Source organism: Actinoplanes sp. NPDC049316, from assembly GCF_040677315.1.
GTDB lineage: Bacteria > Actinomycetota > Actinomycetes > Mycobacteriales > Micromonosporaceae > Actinoplanes.
Window position 1 is genome coordinate 118,566 of record NZ_JBFAQM010000014.1, and the last position, 18,939, is coordinate 137,504.

Here is an 18,939-nt window from a genome sequence, read left to right on the forward strand (position 1 = left end):
ATCAGGTGGCGGGCCGGCGCACCATCGGCGCCGTCAGCGACGCGGCGTCGCGGACTGCCGCGGGCTCCGGCGGCCCCGGGACGAGCTCGCCGGCGCTCAGCGGGTCACGGCGCGAGACACCGCCCGGGCCCGACTCCTCGGCGGCGATCTTCTCCTGCAGGCGCAGGATGCCGTGCAACAGCGCCTCCGGCCGCGGCGGGCAGCCCGGCACGTACACGTCGACGGGGATGAGCTGGTCGACACCCTTGGTCACCGAGTACGAGTCCCAGTACGGCCCGCCGCAGTTGGAGCAGGAACCGAACGAGATGACGTACTTCGGCTCGGGCATCTGGTCGTAGAGGCGCTTGATTGCCGGGGCCATCTTGTCGGTGACCGTGCCCGACACGACCATGAGGTCGGCCTGGCGGGGGCTGTGCGCGAACGGGATCACGCCGAGCCGCATGAAGTCGTGCCGGCCCATGCTGGTGGCGATGAACTCGATGGCACAGCACGCGAGCCCGAAGTTGAAGACCCACAGCGAGTAGCGGCGCCCCCAGTTCAGCACGAACTTGATGGGTTCCCCGAGCACTCCTGGCAGACCGGCCACGGTGCCAACCTACCCTTCACCAGGAGGGTCGTTGGAGCAGGCTCAGGAAGCCGGCGAGCAGCGCCTCGCGCAGGGCCGGCGGCGCGGCGTCGAGCAGCGTGTTCACCGCCGCCATCGGGCCGCCGGCGCCCTCGCCGAGGCCCAGTCCGCCGGCGAGCCCCTCGATGAGCTCCGGCGTGACGGCCTCCGGGGTCAGCGCACCCGCTGCCTGCATCAGCTCGGCGGGCAGCTGCACCGGGCCGCGGGCGCGGGTCGCCGCCACCGCCTCGGCGAGGCCGGGCGCGAACTGGTCGGCGGTCGCGCCCACCGCGGCGGTCACGGTCAGGTGGATGGTCGGCGGGAGGTTCGCGTACGCCATCTGCGGCTGGGTGTGCCAGCCCCGCGCGGCGAGCTCGTCGGCGAGCACGAACAAGTCGACGCCGTCCGTGGTGGTCAGGCAGACGACGGTCGTCTCCGGCGGGGCGAAGAGGCATACGCCGTCGGTGGCCTCGACCGCGCCGGCGAGCACCGCGACCGCGTCCCGCGTCGTGGTGGCCAGCTTCAGGTAGCCGTCGTCGCCGAGATGCCGCAGGGTGGCCAGGGCCGCCGCGATCGGGCCCCCGGACCGGGTGGAGGAGATCACCGGGTTGACCATCGTGTAGCCGGGCCAGTCCGCGTACGCGAAGAACTGCGGCAGCCGCAGACCCGCGTCGCGATGCAGCAGGACCGAGACGCCCTTGGGCGCGTACGCGTATTTGTGCAGGTCGACCGAGACGCTCGTGACACCCGGCACGTCGAAGCCGAAGGCCGGCAGATCCGCGCCCAGCCGCCGGAGATAGGGCAGCACCCACCCGCCGAAGCAGGCGTCCACATGGAAGCGGGCGCCGCGTTCGGCAGCGAGCGCGGCCAGCTGCGGGATCGGGTCGACGACGCCGTGCGCGTAGGAGGGCGCCGACCCCACGACGAGGACGGTGTCCGGACCGATGCGCTCGGCGGTCGCCGCGACGTCGGCGCGCAGGCCGGCGCCGACGGGCACGACGTCGAGGGCGACGCGCAGATAGTGGGCCGCCTTGGCGAACGCGGCGTGCGCGGTGGACGGCACGACGATCCGCGGCCGATCGGTGGCCGCCGCGTCGCGGGCCGCCTTCACGGCGAGGATCAGGGATTCGGTGCCGCCGCCGGTCACGCTGCCGACCACGTCCGGCGCGGCCGTGCCCGGGCCGCCCCCGAGCAGCCGGCCGGCCGCGGCGACCAGCGCGTTCTCCATCGCGAGCAGCGACGGGAAGGCGGTCGGGTCCAGGCCGTTGACGTGGGCGGAGATCGCGTACGCCGCCCGCGCCAGCTCGTCCAGGCCCGCGACGGCCGGGTCGTAGACGTACGCGAACAGCCGGCCGCCGTGCGTGGGCAGATCCGCCTCCCGCAGCTTGCCGAGCTCGGCGAGGACCTGCTCGGCCGGCACGCCGCGGGGCGGCAACGCTTCGATCATCGCCTCAAGCTAGTCCTCGTACCGGCGCAGGAGCAGGACTGCCGCTCCGACGAGGATCGCGGGCACGACCGTGAAGCCGAGCAGGATGCCCAGCCGCGCGGTGTCGTCCTGGGCCGCTGCCGCTCCTGTGGATGACGGCACGTAGCCGAAAAGCTGCAGGACCAGGGCGAACACGCCGGGTCCGAGGGCGAGTCCGAGGGTCTCCCCCGCTGTCCACAGGCCGGTGAAGACGCCCGCCTGGCGGCGGCCCGTTCTGGCAGTCTCGTCGGCGATGCGGTCGGGCAGCATCGCGAGCGCGAAGACCTGCTGGCCGGCGTAACCGCAGCCGATCAGCGCGACGATGAGGTAGGTGAGCGTGACGGGGATGTGGCCGGCCGAGAGCAGTCCGAGGGCTCCCGCGGCGAAGAGGAGCGAGGCCAGGATCAGGGCGCGGAGCTTCCCGGCGCGCGCACCGACGCGGGTCCACAGCGGCATGACGAGCAGGGCCGGGCCGACGAACGCCGCGAAGAGGAAGGTCGCCCCGGCCTCCTGGACGATGACGTGGTCGGCGAAGTACTGCACGCCCGCGAGCATCGTGCCGATGCCGGCTGCCTGCACCACCCAGCAGGCCAGCAGGCCACGGAACGGCACATTCGATGCCGCGATCCGCAGTTGCCCGCGCCAGCTGGGTTCCGCACCCGGGGCTGTCCGGGACTCTGCTGTGCGCGTACCGAAGAAGACGCCCAGCGTGCCCACCACGATGAGGGCGCCGACGAAGGCGCCGGACCACCGGTGGCCGGTGCGGCCGCCACCGCCGAGGTCGACGACCAGCGGGGCCAGCGCGCCGGAGACCAGGATGGCCAGTGCCAGGACGGCGACGCGCCAGGTCATGAGCCGGGTGCGCTCGGCGTACCCGTCGGTGAGCTCGGCCGGCATCGCGACGTAGGGCACCTGGAAGAAGGCGTACGCGGTCGCCGCGGCGAGGAAGGCGACGGCGACGTAGGCACCGGCCGGGCCCGTGCCGCGGAAGGGCCCGGCGAACATGGCCGCGAACAGGACGGCTAGCAGCAGGCCGGCGCCGAGCAGGAACGGGCGGCGGTCGCCGGTGCGGTCGGAGATGCGGCCGGCGACCGGGTTCACGAGCACGTCCCATGCCTTGGGCAGCAGGACGAGCAGACCCGCCACGCCTGCGGCGACGCCGAGCGTGTCGGTGAGATACGGAAGGAGGAGCAAACCGGGAACAGTGCCGAAGGGGCCCGTGACCAGCGAGCCGAGCGCATACCCGGCCAGCGTCCGGCGCGGCAGCGGGGGCTGCTGCCGTACGTCGGGCGAGGGACCGGCCGCTGTCATGGACGCAGATCGTCACCACGCACGGGCTGCTGCTGCCGTACGTCGGGCGGGGGACCGGCTGTCGTCATGGACGCGGATGGTAACCACGCATGGGCCGCTGCGCCTACGCTTCGCCGAATGGAGATGTCCGCAAAGTCCCAGCGGGTCGCCGCCGGGATCGCCGCCAGCCACCCGGAGACGGCCGCCGCGGGGCTGCGGATCCTGCGCGCCGGGGGTACGGCCGCGGACGCCGCTGTGGCCGCGGTGCTCGCGACCTGCGTGGCCGAGACCATCTACACCGGACTGGGCGGCGGCGGGTTCGCCACCTACCTCGACGCCGCGTCCGGCGACGTGACGTGCTTGGACTTCTTCGTGTCCGTGCCGGGCACGGACGGCGATCGCCGGGCCGGCCCGATGGTGGCGGTGGACGTGTTCTTCGGTGGGGTGCCGCAGGTCTACTCGATCGGCGGGGCGAGCGTCGCGGTGCCCGGGGTGCCGGCGGGCTGCGGTGAGGTGCATCGGCGCTGGGGACGGCTGCCGTGGGAGTCGCTGGTGGCGCCGGCATACGAGCTGGCCGTGTCGGGGGTGCCGCTGCCTGCCGCGCACGCGCGGACCCTGGAGTCGTGCGCGCCGGCCCTGGCGTACGGGGAGGGAGCCGCGATCTACGCGCCGGGCGACCGGCTGCTCGAGGGCGGCGACCGGCTGTTCCATCCCGGGCTGGCGAGCGCGCTGGAGGCTCTCGCCGCGGAGGGGCCCGCGCTGTTCTACACCGGCGCGTACGCGTCCCTGATGGTGGACACCGTACGGGCGGCCGGCGGCTCGCTCGGGCCGCACGACCTCGCCTCGTACCGGGTGCTCGAGACGCACGTCGACCACGCGCGGCTGGGCGCGCACCGGGTGCGGGCCCGGCACGACCTCAACCGGACGGTGGACACGATCGCCGCCCTGCCGGCCTCGCTGCCGGACCTGCCCGGGCCGGCCCGCGCGGTCGCCCTGGCCGCGGCGCTGCGGGACCGCGGCCGGCAGAAGATCGGCGACACCACCAACGTCTCGGTGGTCGACGGCGAGGGCAACGCCTGCGTCATCACCACGACGATGGGCCTCGGCGCCGGCGTCTGGCTGCCCGGGCTGGGCATCAACCTCAACTCGATGCTCGGCGAGGGTGAGCTGATCACCGCCGACCTCGCCCCCGGCCGCCGGATGTCGTCCAACATGTGCCCGCTCGTGGTGATCGACCGGCAGGGGGCGCTGGCGGTGGCGGCGGGATCGGCCGGCGCCTCCCGCATCCGGACCGCGCTGATCGGCACGCTGATGGGCGTGCTGGTCGACGGGCTCGACATGGGGGCCGCGATCCAGCGGCCCCGCTTCCACGTCGTGGACGACACGGTTCATGCGGAACCGGGTTGCCCGCGCGAGGAGTTGGAGGCGCTGGCGGAGGCCGGGTGGTTGATCCACGAATGGTCGGAGATCAACCACTACTTCGGCGGGGTGACGGCCGTGGGTGCCGGCGGGGCGGCCGGCGATCCCCGGCGCGGCGGGGTGGGACTCCTCCTTTAGCGAGTGCGGCGGGGGTCGGGTTGCTGCTTCAGCGGGCGCGGGTTGCGGTCGCTGCTTCCTCCTTGAGGGCGATCTCGAGGTCCGTCGCCCTCAGGCCGAAGGTCTGCTCGGTCTCGCTGGAGTCGAGCAGGAACGGTCCGTAGAACTGGTAGTCCATCTCGGCCAGTTCGCGGGCCATCGGGATCACCAGGCCTGCCGTGCGCATGACGGCCCGTGGCAGCTTGCGGACCCGTACCGCCGGGGAGCCGGTCAGTGCGGCGTAGCGGGCCGCCAGCTCGCGGACGCTGATCGCCGGCGCGGACGGCACGTGCCACGCCCGGCCCCAGGCCCGCTCGTCGCGGGCGAGCGCGATGAGCGTACGGGCCATGTCGCCGACGTAGGTCCAGGTGTGCGGGGCGTCCGGGTCGCCGGGCATCCACGCCGTGCGGCCCTTGGCGATCGCCGGGTTCAGCACCGACGAGACCACCCCGGTGGCGCCCGCGCCGACGTAGTCCGAGCCGCGGGCTTCGAGCGTACGGATGCCGGCGGCGAGGGCGTCCTGCCACATGGCGATGCGTACGCGGCCCTTGCGTCCGGTGGCCGCGAGCGGCGTGTGCTCGGACATGCGGCCGCCCGGCTGGGGGCCGTACCCGTAGAGGTTTCCGGTGATCGCGAGGACCGCGTCGTTCTCCCGCGCGGCGGTGATCATCGCCGCCGACATCGGCGGCCACAGCTCCCGCCATTTCGTGTACGCCGGGTTCGCGCAGTTGTAGAGCACCTCGGCGTCGCGGGTGAGCTCGGTGAGCCGCCGGGCGTCGCTCGCGTCGGCTGCTACGCGCTCGATCAGCGGATGGTCGGGGCCCGAGCCGCTGCGCGTCACGATGCGGACGGTCTCGCCGGTCTGGGCGAGGAGGCGGGCGACCGTGGAGCCCACCGGGCCGGCACCGACGATGACGTGATTCGACATGGCGCTCTCCTTTGCGAGCAGTGCTCTCTGTTGGGACCACCTTCCCGCTTCCGGCCGCCGCCGTCAAGAGCAGTGCTCTCGTTGTGGCACACTGTTCACATGACTGCCGCTTCGATCCGGGCGCGCCTGCGCGCCGAGATGACCGACGAGATCAAGGCGGCCGCCCGGCGCCACCTGGCCACCGACGGCGCGAACCTCTCGCTGCGGGCCGTCGCGCGGGATCTGGGGATGGCGTCCTCCGCCGTGTACCGGTACTTCGCCAGCCGCGACGAGCTGCTCACCGCGCTGATCATCGACGCGTACGACTCGCTGGGCGCGGCCGCCGAGAACGCCTCCGGCACGGGCTCCGCCGTGGACCGGTGGTTGGCCGTCTGCCACGCCGTACGCGAATGGGCGCTGGCCAACCCGCACGAGTGGGCGCTCGTCTACGGCAGCCCCGTACCCGGGTATCAGGCGCCCACCGACACGGTCGGACCGGCGATCCGGGTCATCCTGGCCCTCGGCCGCATCGTCCAGGACGCGTCAGCGTCCGGCGAGGTGGTGCCCGGCGAGCCGATCGGCGGCCGGCTCGGCGAGGAACTCGCGGTCGTCGCCGAGCAGGCCGCTCCGGGCGCGCCGCCGCAGCTGGTCGCGCGCAGCATGGCGGGCTGGATCCACCTGTGCGGAGCGGTCAGCGCGGAGCTGTTCGGGCAGCTCAACAACACCATCGACGCGCGGCGCGACTTCTTCGACTTCCAGATGCGCGGCGCGCTGACGTGGATCGGCCTCAGGGCATCCAGCTAGCGCGGGCCATGTCGACATGGTCACCCTTCAGCGGTACGCCCTCGCTGAGCAACCGCTGCCGCGCCTCCTGCTCGTGGCCCGGTGGCAGCCGCCCCGCGCTGGTGACCACCCGGTGCCACGGCACGCCGCCGCCGTGGCGGGCCATGATCGTGCCGACCTGCCGGGCCGAGTTGCGCCCCGCGCGGTCGGCGAGCGCGTCGGCCACCGCCCCGTAGGACATGACCCGGCCCTCGGGGATGCTCTCCACGAGCCGGAGAACCTCTTCGACGTACTCCTGCGGTGTCACCGTCGCCACGATATGGGATCTCCCGGCGGCCGCGGACGTCGCGGCGAGCAGAATGGGCCTGGTGCGTGAAGAGGTGACCGGCGCCCGCCGGATCGTGGTGAAGGTGGGGTCGTCCTCGCTGACCACGGCCGCCGGCGGCATCGACGAGCAGCGCGTCGACGCCCTGGTCGACGTGCTCGGCAAGCTGGCCGCGCAGGGCCGCGAGGTGGTCCTGGTCTCCAGCGGCGCGATCGCCGCCGGCCTCGCCCCGCTCCAGCTCCGCCGCCGGCCACGCGACCTGGCCACCCAGCAGGCGGCGGCGTCGGTGGGCCAGGGCCTGCTGATCGGACGGTACGCGGCCGGCTTCGCCCGCCACGGGCTGACCGTCGGACAGGTGCTGCTCACCGTCGACGACGTGACCCGGCGGGCGCACTACCGCAACGCGTACCGGACTTTGCGCAAGCTGCTCGACCTGCGCGCCCTGCCGATCGTCAACGAGAACGACACGGTCGCGACCGAGGAGATCCGCTTCGGCGACAACGACCGGCTCGCCGCGCTCGTGGCCGCGCTCGTCCACGCCGACCTGCTCGTCCTGCTCTCCGACGTGGACGCCCTCTACACCGGCGATCCGTCCGCGCCGTCGTCGCGGCGCATCACCACCGTCCGCGACGACTCGGACCTGGCCGGCATCGCCATCGGGTCCGCCGGAAAGGCCGGTGTGGGCACGGGCGGCATGGTCACGAAGGTGGAGGCCGCGCGGATCGCCACCGGCTTCGGCATTCCGGTCGTGCTGACGGCCGCGCCCCTGGCCGGAGCCGCGCTCGAGGGCGACGAGGTCGGCACGCTCTTCCACGCCGCCGCCCAGCGGCCCACCGCCCGGCTGTTCTGGCTGGCGCACGCCACCGCCCCGCGCGGCCGCCTGCACCTCGACCCCGGCGCGGTCGCCGCCGTGGTGGCCCGGCGCAAATCGCTGCTCCCGGCCGGCATCACCGCAGTGGACGGTTCCTTCGCCGCCGGCGACCCGGTCGACCTGGTCGACGCCGGCTCCGGCGCGCCGGTGGCCCGCGGGCTGGTGAACTACGACGCGGTGGAGCTCCCGGCGCTGCTCGGCCGCTCCACCGGCGAACTGGCCGCGGCGCTCGGGCCAGGATATGAACGAGAGGTTGTCCACCGCGACGACCTGGTGCTTCTCTGACCACACACCGTTCTCTCCCCAGGAGTCATCATGAGTGTCCTGCAGCAGGCCGCCGAGGCCCGGGTCGCCGCCATCGACCTCGCCGCCGCCACCCGGGCGGAGAAGGACGCCGCGCTGTTGCTGATGGCGGAGCGGCTCGTCGAGCGGACCGAGGACATCGTCGCCGCGAACGCCGTCGACGTGCAGAACGCGCGTACCGGAGGCCAGACGGACGCGATGGTCGACCGGCTGACGCTGACCCCCGAGCGGGTCGCCGCGATGGCCGACGGGCTGCGGCAGCTGGCCGCCCTGCCCGACCCGATCGGCGACGTGGTCCGCGGCTCGACCCTCGCCAACGGCCTGGAGCTGCGGCAGGTGCGGGTGCCGTTCGGCGTGGTCGGCATCGTCTACGAGGGCCGCCCCAACGTGACCGCCGACGCGGCCGGCATCTGCCTCAAGTCCGGCAACGCGGCGCTGCTGCGCGGCTCCGGGTCGGCGATGAGCTCCAACGCGGCCATCGTGTCGGTGCTGCGCAAGGCGGTCGCCGACGCCGGCCTGCCGGCCAACGCCGTCCAGCTGCTCGACGCCACCACCCGCGACTCCGTGAAGGAGCTGATGCGCGCCCGCGGCCTCGTGGACGTGCTCATCCCGCGCGGCGGCGCGTCGCTGATCAAGACCGTGGTCGAGGAGTCGACGGTCCCGGTCATCGAGACCGGCGTCGGCAACTGCCACGTGTACGTGGACGAGTCCGCCGACCTCGAGAAGGCGCTCGGCGTGGTGATGAACTCGAAGACCCAGCGGCTGTCCACCTGCAACACCGCCGAGTCCCTGCTCGTCCACTCGGCGCTGGCCGAGTCGTTCCTGCCGCTGGTGATCGAGGAACTGATGAACGCGGGCGTGACCATCCACGGCGACCCGCGCGTGGCCTCGTTCGACGGCGTGGTCCCGGCGACCGAGGAGGACTGGGGCAAGGAATACCTCTCGGCCGACATCTCGGTCGCGGTGGTCGACTCCATCGACGACGCGCTCGACCACATCCGCCGCTACGGCACCGGCCACACCGAGGCCATCGTCAGCGAGAGCACCACGGCCGTACGCCGCTTCGCCGCCCGCGTCGACGCCGCCGCCGTGATGATCAACGCGTCGACGCGGTTCACGGACGGTGGCGAGTTCGGATTCGGGGCGGAGATCGGCATCAGCACGCAGAAGCTGCACGCACGCGGACCGATGGGGCTGCCGGAGCTGACCTCGACGAAGTACATCGTCACGGGCAACGGCCACACCCGCTGACGCCGCCGCGCCGGGGGCCGGGCGGGCAACGGCCAGGCCGGGAGCGGGCGGGCAGCAGCCGGGCCGGGTCACGCCGGCCCGGGGCCACGCCGACCCGGGGCCACGCCGGGCCCGGGGCCACGCCGGGCCCGGGCGGCTCGGCGCGGCCCAGGCGCGGGGTCGGGCCGCCCCGGCCACGCGGGTCAGCGGCAGGCGCGGATCGCGGTCAGGGTGGTGTTGACGTCGAAGATGGGGCCCTCGTCACTGTCCCAGCCGCCGTCCGTGCGCTGCGTCTCCGCCAGCCGTTTGCGGGCGGTCTGCAGCAGCCAGTCGTCGCCGAGGTTGACCCGGCGCAGGGCCGCCGCCATGTTCGCCACGTCCGCCGGGGTCATGTCGCCCATGCGGTCGCCGAGGACGAGCTGGACGCGGGCCGACTCGTAGAAGAACTGCTGTTCGTGGAGGAGCCCGGCCGCGTGCCAGCCGGTCGCGAGGAAGGACGGCCAGCTGCCGTCCGGGCGAAGCTGGGCGACCACGTAGCGGGCCGCCGCGGCGAGGGTGGTCGCGTACCGGGGTGGGGCGTCATGGCGGGGGTGGGCTTCGAACTCGGCGACCGTCATCCAGAAGCCGGCGACCGCGGTCAGGTAGAGGGTGGCTTCGGGGTCGCCCGGCATCGCCCAGGGCGGCGCCTCCGGGGCGAGGGATTCGTCTTCCTGCCAGGTGCCGTCGCTGCGCTGGACGCCGGCGAGCCAGGCGAGGGCGCGGTCGACCTGCGGGCCGCGGAGGCCGCCGAGGTCGTCGAGCTCGGAGAGGCGGAAACAGGTGGCGTCGACGGACGGTACGGGGCTGTCCCCGCTCGCCGGCCAGCCACCTTCGGGGGTCTGGCCGCTCTCGATGCGGTCGAGGACGCCGGGCGGTGGTTCGCTGCCGGTCCTCAGGTAGGACAGCCGCGCGCGTTCCACCGGGTCACCGTGCGCTATGACGTACCCGATCGCGGCATCCATGTCGACCACGACGGTGACGCTACAACCCGGCCCGCGTTTTCGCCGTGTCGTTTCGGTAGTTGTCTATAAGGTCGCTTCCGTCCCCCACGATCAGCGGACATTGACAGCGGGTGATGCGTACGTCATCACTTACAGCGAACGGCCGCTCACCCACAGCGGGGTGAGCGGCCGTTCCTGTCGACCTCAGTACGACGGCAGCGACGGATCCACCGTGTTCACCCAGGAGACGATGCCGCCCTGGACGTGCACGGCATCCTTGAAGCCGGCCGACTTGAGCGCCGCGAGCGCCTCCGCCGAGCGCACGCCCGACTTGCAGTGCAGCACGATCTGGCGGTCCTGCGGGAAGCGGGACAGCGCCTCCCCGGAGAGGATCTCGCCCTTGGGGATCAGCGTGGCGCCCGGGATCCGGTTGATCTCCCACTCGGCGGGCTCGCGGACGTCGACCAGGAACAGGTCCTTGCCGGCGTCCTGCCAGTCCTTGAGCTCGCGCGCGGTGATCGTCGCGCCGAGGGTGGCCTCCTGCGCCTCGGTCGAGACGGCGCCGCAGAAGTCCTCGTAGTCCTCGAGCAGCTCGGTGACCGTCGGGTTCTCACCGCAGAGCGCGCAGTTCGGGTCCTTGCGGACCTTGATCTTGCGGTATTCCATCTCGAGGGCGTCGTAGACCATCAGCCGGCCGACCAGCGGCTCACCGATGCCGGTGATGAGCTTGATCGCCTCGTTGACCTGGATGGAGCCGATCGACGCGCAGAGCACGCCGAGCACGCCGCCCTCGGCGCAGGACGGGACCATGCCGGGCGGCGGGGGCTCCGGGTAGAGGCAGCGGTAGCAGGGGCCGTGCTCCTCCCAGAACACCGACGCCTGACCGTCGAAGCGGTAGATCGAGCCCCAGACGTACGGCTTGCCGAGCAGCACCGCGGCGTCGTTGACCATGTAGCGGGTCGCGAAGTTGTCGGTGCCGTCGACGATGAGGTCGTACTGACTGAAGATCTCTTTGACGTTGTCGCGGTCCAGCGCGGTGTTGTGGATGACCACGTTCACCAGCGGGTTGATCTCGCGGATGCTCGCCGCCGCGGACTCGGCCTTGGGCCGCCCCACGTCGGAGACGCCGTGGATGACCTGCCGCTGCAGGTTGGACTCGTCGACGGTGTCGAAGTCCACGATGCCGAGCGTGCCGACGCCGGCCGCGGCCAGGTAGAGCAGCGCCGGCGAACCCAGGCCGCCCGCGCCCACGACGAGCACCTTGGCGTTCTTGAGCCGCTTCTGGCCGTCCATCCCGACGTCCGGGATGATCAGATGACGCGAGTAGCGCCGGATCTCATCGACGGACAGCTCGGCGGCCGGCTCGACGAGCGGGGGCAGTGACACGGTGAACTCCCCGGGTTGACGGAAGGTGCGGCCACCATTGTTGCTCGTGAATCGCCGTCATGGGCATGACGTGGACCACCGGCCCGGCATGCGGGAAACGGGAATCAAATCTCACCCGCCGGGGTTGCCGCCGCGGGCCGTCTCGGCCGCCACGAAGACCGCGACGGCGAGCGTGAACAGGATCAGCGCCGTGATCCACCGGCGCCGCAGGTACGGACGCATCTTCTCCATGACACGGTCAGGCTGCCAGAACGTACCCGCCGACACGGGACATTTGCCCTGATTTCATCTGAGCGCCGGGCCCTGGAAGAGGCGGTTGTCGCGGCGGGGCCACGCGTACGGCACACAGCCGCGCAGCGTCAGCGTCTGCTGCACCATCACCGGCGCCGGACCCCCGCGCTTCGGGCAGCCCTGGTGGCCGTGCCCCAGCTCGTGGCCGACCTCGTGGTTGACGACGTACCGGCGGTAGATCGGCAGGGGCACCTTCGCGGCCACGTAAGGCGGCGCCGACAGCCGCCAGCGGTCCAGGTTGACGATCGCACGCCCGGTCGTCCGGCAGGACGTGTACGGCCGCCCGCCCACCGTGATGTTGACGCCCCCGTCGGCGCACATCCGCCCCGCGGTCTCCCGGGTCGCCAGGAACACGGTGAAGTCGACCTTCTCCCCCGCCGGTACGCGTTGCAGCCGGAACCGTCCGTCGCCGATCCAGCTGCGCCGGTCACCGAGAGTGGCCTCGACCTGGGTCGCGAAGGCCGCCAGGTCCTCGCCGCTGCCATGTTCCACCGCCACACGGAAACGGCGTACGCCGCCAGCCGTACCCAGAATCCTGCCGCGGCCCGGCGCGTACGCGAATGTGCCCGACCCTCGCGCAGGCACCGCGCCCGGCAGCGAGAGCAACGTCTGCGGGACGGACCGCGCGGGAGCGGGCTGGACCGCCGCCGGCGGCGCGGCGGAGGCCGCGAGGGCGGGAGCGGGCACGACGGCGGATGCGACGGGCATCGGGACCGGCGGGCCGGAGGCCCAGACGGTGGGCAGCAGCAGACCACCGGCCACCAGCAGCGCCGCCACCATGACGGCGGCGAACCAGATGCGGCGCCGCCGGACGGGCAGGGGCGTACGGGTGTCGATCATTTGCCGCCAGCGTGCCACATCACGGGTGCGCAGGCAGCCGGAGTCGTCACCCCACCGGGGAAGCGACGTCCTCGAGCAGGCCGATGATCGCCCGGGCGGCCAGCCGGGGCACCTCCATCTGCGCGACGTGACCCACGCCGGGCAGGACGAGCAGCCGGCTGTCCGGGATCGCCTTCGCCACCTGCGCCGGCACCCGCGGGTCCACCAGGCCGTCCTTCAGGCCGCCGATGACCAGCGTCGGCGCGGCGATGCGGGCGGCGAGCCGCCACTGCGAGTTCACCCCCGGCAGGTACGCCCGCAGGAAGCTCGACACCAGCCCGCGCAGCGTCCCCGTGTACGCCTTCGAGTAGTGCGCGACCGTGTACCGGAGTTTGATCTCCTCGATCGCCTCGGCCCGGCGCTGGGCGCTGACCTTGGTGGTGTCGCCGAAGCACGCCAGCAGCACCTGCTCGGCCATCTCCTCGGCGGTCATCCGGGCCATGCCCCACGCGATGATCCGGTCGGCGCGGGGCAGGGCGAGCACCGGCAGCACCGGGCCCTGGGCCGTACGCCGGGGGTCGAGGAACGGCATCGCCGGGCTGATCAGGCTCAGGGTGCGGACGAGGTCGGGGCGCAGGGCCGCCACCCGTACGCAGATGGACCCGCCGAGCGAGTTGCCGACCAGGTGGACCGCACCGCGCCCGGAGTGCTCCAGATAGCCGATGAGCCGCTCGGCGAACGCGGCGATCGAGTAACGCCGGCTCGGGTCGCTGTAGCCGAACCCGGGCAGGTCCACGGCCTGGCCGTCGAACCGGTCGGTGAGCAGCCCGGCCAGGTCGGTGAAGTTCTGCGACGAGCCGCCGAGGCCGTGCACGTACACCGCGGGCTCGGCGCCGGGCGTGGTGGCCGGGGTGTCACGGACGTGCAGCATCGCGCCGTCGATCATCACTTTGCGGGCCGGCCACGGCGGTGGCAGGCTCCCGTCCGGCGGCAGGACCTCGTCCGCCGCGAGTTTCGCGCCCTTCATCAGGACAAGAGTGCCTCGAGCCGCCGGTTGACGGCCGCCAGAGTGGCGCGGACCATCGCGTGCCGGTCGTCACCCGTGACGACGGCCGAGCCGGCGAGCTGCTCCACCCAGCCGTCGGTGGCCAGCAGGACGACCACCACGGCCACCTGGATCGAGCCGAACGGCACGGCCGCCGCGTGCTCCACGAAGCACTTCGCCGGGCCGTCCGCGTGGTCTGAGTGGGTCAGCAGGTCGTCCACGGCCGTGGCGGTCGCCATCGCACAGAGGCGCAGCAGGTAGCCGTCCACTGCCGGGCCGGTGGCCTCCCCCACCGCGGCCTGACCCCCGACGATCAGCTGCACGCGCACGGTCGCCTCGCTGCCGAACGTGTTGACCTGCACGTTGTCGATCATCACGCGGGGCCCGGGGCGCTCCCCCGGCTCGAGCAGCGGTCGCGGCGGCGCCGGGTCGATGCCGGTGGGCATCCGCGGCGTCGCGGCGGGTGCCGGCATCGCGGAAGGGCTCGGCATCGCGGCGGGACTCTGCGGCACGGCCCGCCCGGCCGGGTTGGGCTGCGACGGCACGAACGGCGCCGGTGCGACCGGCGGCGCCGAGGCCTGCGCGGCCGAGGAGGTGCGGGTCGGCAGACCCCGGGTGGTGGCCTGCGCGGGCGGCGCGGACCGGGGTGTGGGAGCCGGGGGAGCCTCCTCCGGCGTCCGCGCGGGCGCGAGCGGAGAAGCGCCCTGCATGGCGGCGTCCAGGCCCATGCGGTCCTGCAGGAGACGGGCCACCTGGCGGCTCACCTCGGCCGGGTCGGCGCCCTCGGCGAGGTCCAGCCGCAGGCTGTGGGCGCCGGCCGGGGTGGTCCGCAGCGCGGCGTCCCGGACGCCGTCGACCTCGCGGACCGCCTCCAGGATCGCGTTGACGTCGAAGCCGTCCTGCCGCTCCTGCGGGGAGAGCGCGTCGTCGCGGCGCAGGTGCGTCGCGATCCGCGCCAGCGCGGGGGTCTCGGCCGAGGGCTCCACGGACGGCGGCTCCGGGACGGTGGGCACGTCCGGCTGGGCCGGCACGCGCTGCGGCAACGCGGCGAAGGGCGGCTTCCCGGCCGGGCCGGCTCCGGGGTCGCCGGCGGGCCGTCCGGGGTACGCCGGCTGCGGGGATTCGTACGGCAGCCGGCGCGGAAAGCTGGAGGGATCGTACGACGACCGGCCGAGCCCTTGATCGCCGGAACGTGACCCGCCGGTAGCTTCCGGCGTACCCACCCGGGGCATGCCCTCGGCCGGGGTCGGCGGGTCCAGCGCGTGCCGCGCGGACTCGGCGGTCGTCCACTCGGCGCGGCGGCCACCGGGGGTCGCCGGCCGCACGGCGGGGAACGGCGCCCGCTGCTGGGCGGCCGGGGGCCGGTTCGCGTCGTCGAGATCGCCCTCGTACGGGTACGGCGGGGCGCTGGCCGGCAGGGGCGGCGGGGTGGCGCGCAGCTCGGTGGTCTCCTGGCCGCCGCGCAGCATCTCGGGCGAGAGCGGATCGGGGCGCGGCGGCGGCTCGGGCGCCCGGGGCTCCTCCTGCCGCGGCTCGCCGCCGGTGGGCCGCCGCTCGCCGTCCGTGGGCTGTCGCCGCTCCCCACCGGTCGGCAGTCGCCGCTCGCCGGCGGGCGAGAGGGGCGAGAGCAGGTCGTCGTAGCGGGCGCGGCTGTCGGACCAGCGCGACGATGCGGCGTTCTCGAGCCCTTCCCTCCGCGTGGGCGTGCCCTCGGCGGGCGCCGCGGGCGACTGCTGGGCCGGGGTGAACGACGGTGGCGGCGGTGGGGTGGCGAACGGGCGGATGTCACCCGACGGGGGGTCGGTCGGAAGGGGCCGGTTGAACGGCCGCACCTCCGTCGCGGGCCGGCGCCACGCCGGGACCTCGGTCTCCGGGTCCAGGGCAGCTCCGGCGTTCGACCACGGGCTCTCCCGTGCGGCCCATCCGTTCAACAGGGTGCGGTCACGCGATTCAGCACCGGCACCGCCCTCGGCGGCCCCGGCGTCACCGGAATGCCCTGTTTCGTCCACCACGCGCTCCTCGCTTGCCCCCTGCTGAGGCTACCGTGTGGTTGCAGTGGCGATAAGTTGCAGCGTCGCGACAATTGCCCGCCCGGAACGCGACAGACGACGAACCGGGCAATCCGCGTCGCTTCAAGCGCGGTGGGAATCGAGCTGAAGAGGATGGTGACATGACCGCTGCGTCCGGCGGGGCACAGACGGCGGGGCGCCCCACGCGCCTGCCGCGCTCCGCGCGCCGTAAGCAACTGCTTGCCGCCGCGCAGCAGATCTTCGTGGCCCAGGGCTACCACGCCGCCGCCATGGACGAGATCGCCGAGCGGGCCGGCGTTTCGAAGCCCGTGCTCTACCAGCACTTCCCCGGCAAGCTGGAGCTCTACCTGGCCCTGCTCGACACACACTGCGACGCGATAATCGCCAAGGTGCGCGGCGCGATGCTGGCCACTCCGGACAACAAGGAGCGGGTCAAGGGCGCCGTACGGGCGTACTTCGACTTCATGGACCACGAGAGCGAGGCGTTCCGGCTCGTCTTCGAGTCCGACCTGCGCAACGACCCGCAGGTGCGCGAACGGGTGGAGCGGGTCGAGCAGGGCTGCATCGCCGCGGTCACCGACACGGTGGTCGCGGACACCGGCCTGACCCAGGCGAAGGCCGAGCTGCTCGCCGCGGGACTCGTCGGCGTCTCCGGCCAGGCCGCCCAGTACTGGCTCGCCACCGGCCGCCAGGTGGCCAAGGACGAGGCGGAAGCGCTGGTCGCGGCCCTGATCTGGCGCGGCATCGCGTCCTTCCCGCTGCAGGGTGAGTCAACGCCGGGAACGTCTGCGGAAATCGGCTAGCCTTCATGTCGGAAGACTGCTGAGAGGGAGGGCCCCGTGGAGGTCAAGATCGGCGTGCAGCACGCCCCGCGTGAGCTGGCGCTGGAGAGTGCGCAGACGCCGGCCGAGGTCGAGCAGGTGGTGACCGAGGCACTGGCCAAGGACAGCGTCCTGACCCTGACCGACGAGAAGGGCCGCAAGGTGATCGTGCCGATCGCCAAGCTGGCCTACGTGGAGATCGCCGAAAGCAGCACCCGCCCGTTCGGCTTCACCACGCGATAGGCGAGGCTGCACAGCGACCAGGGGGCCCTCGGGCCCCCTGACGCATTTCCGGCCCCGGTCACGTTCGGCCTGAGGTGCGCAATCTCTCCGTCGGGTAGACTTGGCCCGTCGCCGCCGACGTCGATCCATTTCTCTGGTTCCGCCGCGGCGACGCGCGTGCGGCCCGCGAGCTTTCTCGCGTGTGGCCCGCGCCCTATCCAGACCGCGCCCAGGACTTCGACGGGCGCACCACGAGAGGCACCCGCAGAACTCCATGACCGACATCGAAGCCAACGAGACAGAACCCGCACTGGTACCGGTCCTCACCCGCGCCCCCGTCCGCGCCGACAGCCCCACGTTCGCCGAGCTGGGCGTCCGCGCGGAGACCGTGGAAGCCCTGGCCGCGGCCGGCATCACCCGGGCCTTCGCCATCCAGGAGTACGCGCTCCCCATCGCGCTGCGCGGCACCGACCTGATCGGCCAGGCGCCCACGGGCACCGGCAAGACCCTGGGCTTCGGCCTGCCCATCCTCGAGCGCATGACCGCCCCGTCCGAGGGCGCCGACGGCAAGCCGCAGGCGCTGATCGTCGTACCGACCCGTGAGCTGGGCCTGCAGGTGGCCCGTGACCTCGCCGCCGCCGGCGCCACCCGGGGCGTACGGGTGCTGCCGATCTACGGCGGCGTGGCGTACGAGCCACAGGTCGAGGCGCTCAAGAAGGGCGTCGAGATCCTGGTCGGCACCCCCGGCCGCCTGCTCGACCTGGCCAAGCAGAAGCAGCTCAAGCTCACCTCGATCAAGGCCCTGGTGCTGGACGAGGCCGACCGGATGCTCGACCTCGGCTTCCTCGAGGACGTCGAGAAGATCCTCGCCATGCTCCCCGAGCAGCGCCAGACCATGCTGTTCTCGGCCACCATGCCCGACCCGATCGTCGCCCTCTCGCGCCGCTTCCTGCGCCACCCGGTGACCATCCACGCCGGCCACACCACCGAGAGCGGCCCGTCGCCGCTGACCAAGCAGGTCGTCTACCGCACCCACCCGCTGAACAAGCTGGAGATGGTGGCGCGCATCCTGCAGGCCCGCGACCGCGGTCTCACCATGATCTTCACCCGGACCAAGCGAGCGGCCGACCGGGTCGCCGAGGACCTCGACTTCCGCGGCTTCGCGGTCGCGGCCGTCCACGGTGACCTCGGCCAGGGTGCTCGGGAGCGGGCACTGCGCGCGTTCCGTACGGGGAAGATCGACGTCCTGGTCGCCACCGACGTCGCCGCTCGCGGCCTGGACGTCTCGGGTGTCACCCACGTCATCAACTACGACTGCCCGGAGGACCCGGACACGTACACGCACCGCATCGGCCGCACCGGCCGCGCGGGCGCGACCGGCGTCGCCGTGACGTTCGTGGACTGGGAGGACATGCCCAGGTGGGTGCTCATCGACAAGTCGATGGGCCTCAACATGCCGCAGCCTCCGGAGACGTACCACACCTCCCCGGCGCTCTACGCCGACCTGGACATCCCGACGGACATCTCCGGCACCCTGCCGACGGCCGAGCGCAACCGCGCGGGCCTGTCCGCGGAGGTCGAGGAAGACCTGGGCGGACGCCGCCGCGGCAAGGACAGCAGCCGCTCCCGGCCCCGCAGCGGTGGTCCGCGCCGCCGTGGCGGGGACGACAGCGCGCCGGAGGCGGCACCGGCCGCCGAGGGCGAGACCTCCGAGCGCCCGCGCCGGCAGCGTCGCCGCCGCCGGGTCGACAGCGCTTCGCCGGATGCCGTCGACACTTCCGCTGCCACAGCCTCCGATTCCCCCGCGGCGTCCTCCGCCGACTCCCCCGCGGAGTCTTCCGGGGACTCGGACGAGAGCGGCCGTCCGCGGCGCCGGCGTCGCCGGGGTGGCGGCCGGGGTGCGGCGGAGGCGACCGGTGAGATGACCGGCGGCTCCGACGCGGGGGTCGGCACGGGCTCGGGTTCCGAGGACTGACGACGTACGCGAAAGGG

General features: G+C 73.3%; 17 protein-coding genes. 7 read left to right on the forward strand and 10 right to left on the reverse strand.

The genetic code is table 11. The features are described from left to right. Position 1: 1 nt before the first annotated feature. From AB0K03_RS22130 to AB0K03_RS22140, 3 genes are read right to left on the reverse strand one after another with little or no spacing between them, the layout of a single operon-like run. Complete coding sequence (locus AB0K03_RS22130; RefSeq protein ID WP_364687658.1) at positions 2-586, reverse strand: NADH-quinone oxidoreductase subunit B family protein; 585 nt, start codon at positions 584-586, stop codon at positions 2-4. Between the two features lie 16 nt (positions 587-602). Next, complete coding sequence (locus AB0K03_RS22135; protein WP_364687660.1) at positions 603-2,051, reverse strand: aminotransferase class V-fold PLP-dependent enzyme; 1,449 nt, start codon at positions 2,049-2,051, stop codon at positions 603-605. Positions 2,052-2,060: 9 nt separating this feature from the next. Beyond that, positions 2,061-3,380 carry an MFS transporter gene (locus AB0K03_RS22140; protein ID WP_364687662.1) on the reverse strand — a complete coding sequence of 440 codons (1,320 nt, stop codon included), beginning with the start codon at positions 3,378-3,380 and terminating at the stop codon, positions 2,061-2,063. A 117-nt stretch (positions 3,381-3,497) separates the two neighbouring features. On the opposite strand from AB0K03_RS22140, the gene AB0K03_RS22145 reads away from it, so the two are divergent. Further along, a complete protein-coding gene (locus AB0K03_RS22145) occupies positions 3,498-4,916 on the forward strand; it encodes a gamma-glutamyltransferase (protein ID WP_364687664.1) in 1,419 nt (472 codons plus the stop codon). Positions 4,917-4,944: 28 nt separating this feature from the next. Here the strand turns inward: AB0K03_RS22145 and AB0K03_RS22150 are convergent, their stop codons facing one another. Further along, complete coding sequence (locus AB0K03_RS22150; RefSeq protein ID WP_364687666.1) at positions 4,945-5,862, reverse strand: NAD-dependent epimerase/dehydratase family protein; 918 nt, start codon at positions 5,860-5,862, stop codon at positions 4,945-4,947. Between the two features lie 99 nt (positions 5,863-5,961). Between AB0K03_RS22150 and AB0K03_RS22155 the strand changes: the two genes are divergently transcribed. Beyond that, complete coding sequence (locus tag AB0K03_RS22155) at positions 5,962-6,645, forward strand: TetR/AcrR family transcriptional regulator (protein WP_364687668.1); 684 nt, start codon at positions 5,962-5,964, stop codon at positions 6,643-6,645. Here the strand turns inward: AB0K03_RS22155 and AB0K03_RS22160 are convergent. After that, entirely contained in the window at positions 6,629-6,931 is a 303-nt protein-coding gene (locus AB0K03_RS22160) for an MGMT family protein (protein ID WP_364687670.1), read from the reverse strand. The genes AB0K03_RS22155 and AB0K03_RS22160 overlap by 17 nt on opposite strands. Before the next feature lie 61 nt (positions 6,932-6,992). On the opposite strand from AB0K03_RS22160, the gene proB reads away from it, so the two are divergent. Both proB and AB0K03_RS22170 read left to right on the forward strand, forming a co-directional pair. Further along, positions 6,993-8,105: a glutamate 5-kinase gene (gene proB, locus AB0K03_RS22165; RefSeq protein ID WP_364687672.1), complete on the forward strand. Its 1,113-nt coding sequence runs from the start codon at positions 6,993-6,995 to the stop codon at positions 8,103-8,105. A gap of 30 nt (positions 8,106-8,135) precedes the next feature. Further along, the gene (locus AB0K03_RS22170; protein ID WP_364687674.1) at positions 8,136-9,374 is read left to right on the forward strand and encodes a glutamate-5-semialdehyde dehydrogenase; all 1,239 of its coding nucleotides are present in this window, start codon (positions 8,136-8,138) and stop codon (positions 9,372-9,374) included. A gap of 182 nt (positions 9,375-9,556) precedes the next feature. On the opposite strand, the gene AB0K03_RS22175 is transcribed toward AB0K03_RS22170, so the two are convergent. The 5 genes from AB0K03_RS22175 to AB0K03_RS22195 all read right to left on the reverse strand — a co-directional run bounded on the left by AB0K03_RS22175 (position 9,557) and on the right by AB0K03_RS22195 (position 15,883). Beyond that, positions 9,557-10,363, reverse strand: coding sequence for a prenyltransferase/squalene oxidase repeat-containing protein (locus AB0K03_RS22175; RefSeq protein WP_364687676.1), 807 nt, complete (start codon positions 10,361-10,363; stop codon positions 9,557-9,559). Positions 10,364-10,537: 174 nt separating this feature from the next. Next, positions 10,538-11,719: an adenylyltransferase/sulfurtransferase MoeZ gene (moeZ, locus tag AB0K03_RS22180; protein WP_364687678.1), complete on the reverse strand. Its 1,182-nt coding sequence runs from the start codon at positions 11,717-11,719 to the stop codon at positions 10,538-10,540. 285 nt (positions 11,720-12,004) lie between these two features. Then, positions 12,005-12,850, reverse strand: a complete 846-nt coding sequence (locus AB0K03_RS22185) for a DUF3152 domain-containing protein (RefSeq protein WP_364687680.1) — start codon at positions 12,848-12,850, stop codon at positions 12,005-12,007. A gap of 46 nt (positions 12,851-12,896) precedes the next feature. Continuing rightward, positions 12,897-13,856: an alpha/beta hydrolase gene (locus AB0K03_RS22190; protein ID WP_364687682.1), complete on the reverse strand. Its 960-nt coding sequence runs from the start codon at positions 13,854-13,856 to the stop codon at positions 12,897-12,899. Further along, positions 13,856-15,883, reverse strand: coding sequence for a Daple (locus AB0K03_RS22195; protein WP_364687683.1), 2,028 nt, complete (start codon positions 15,881-15,883; stop codon positions 13,856-13,858). Before AB0K03_RS22195 ends, AB0K03_RS22190 begins: the two co-directional genes overlap by 1 nt. A gap of 161 nt (positions 15,884-16,044) precedes the next feature. Between AB0K03_RS22195 and AB0K03_RS22200 the strand changes: the two genes are divergently transcribed. From AB0K03_RS22200 to AB0K03_RS22210, 3 genes are all read left to right on the forward strand, one after another. Continuing rightward, positions 16,045-16,707 (forward strand): TetR/AcrR family transcriptional regulator, encoded by a 663-nt coding sequence (locus AB0K03_RS22200; protein ID WP_364687685.1) that lies wholly within the window; start codon positions 16,045-16,047, stop codon positions 16,705-16,707. A gap of 36 nt (positions 16,708-16,743) precedes the next feature. Continuing rightward, positions 16,744-16,968, forward strand: a complete 225-nt coding sequence (locus AB0K03_RS22205; protein WP_364687687.1) for a DUF3107 domain-containing protein — start codon at positions 16,744-16,746, stop codon at positions 16,966-16,968. 253 nt (positions 16,969-17,221) lie between these two features. Next, positions 17,222-18,922: a DEAD/DEAH box helicase gene (locus AB0K03_RS22210; RefSeq protein WP_364687689.1), complete on the forward strand. Its 1,701-nt coding sequence runs from the start codon at positions 17,222-17,224 to the stop codon at positions 18,920-18,922. Positions 18,923-18,939: the final 17 nt, after the last annotated feature.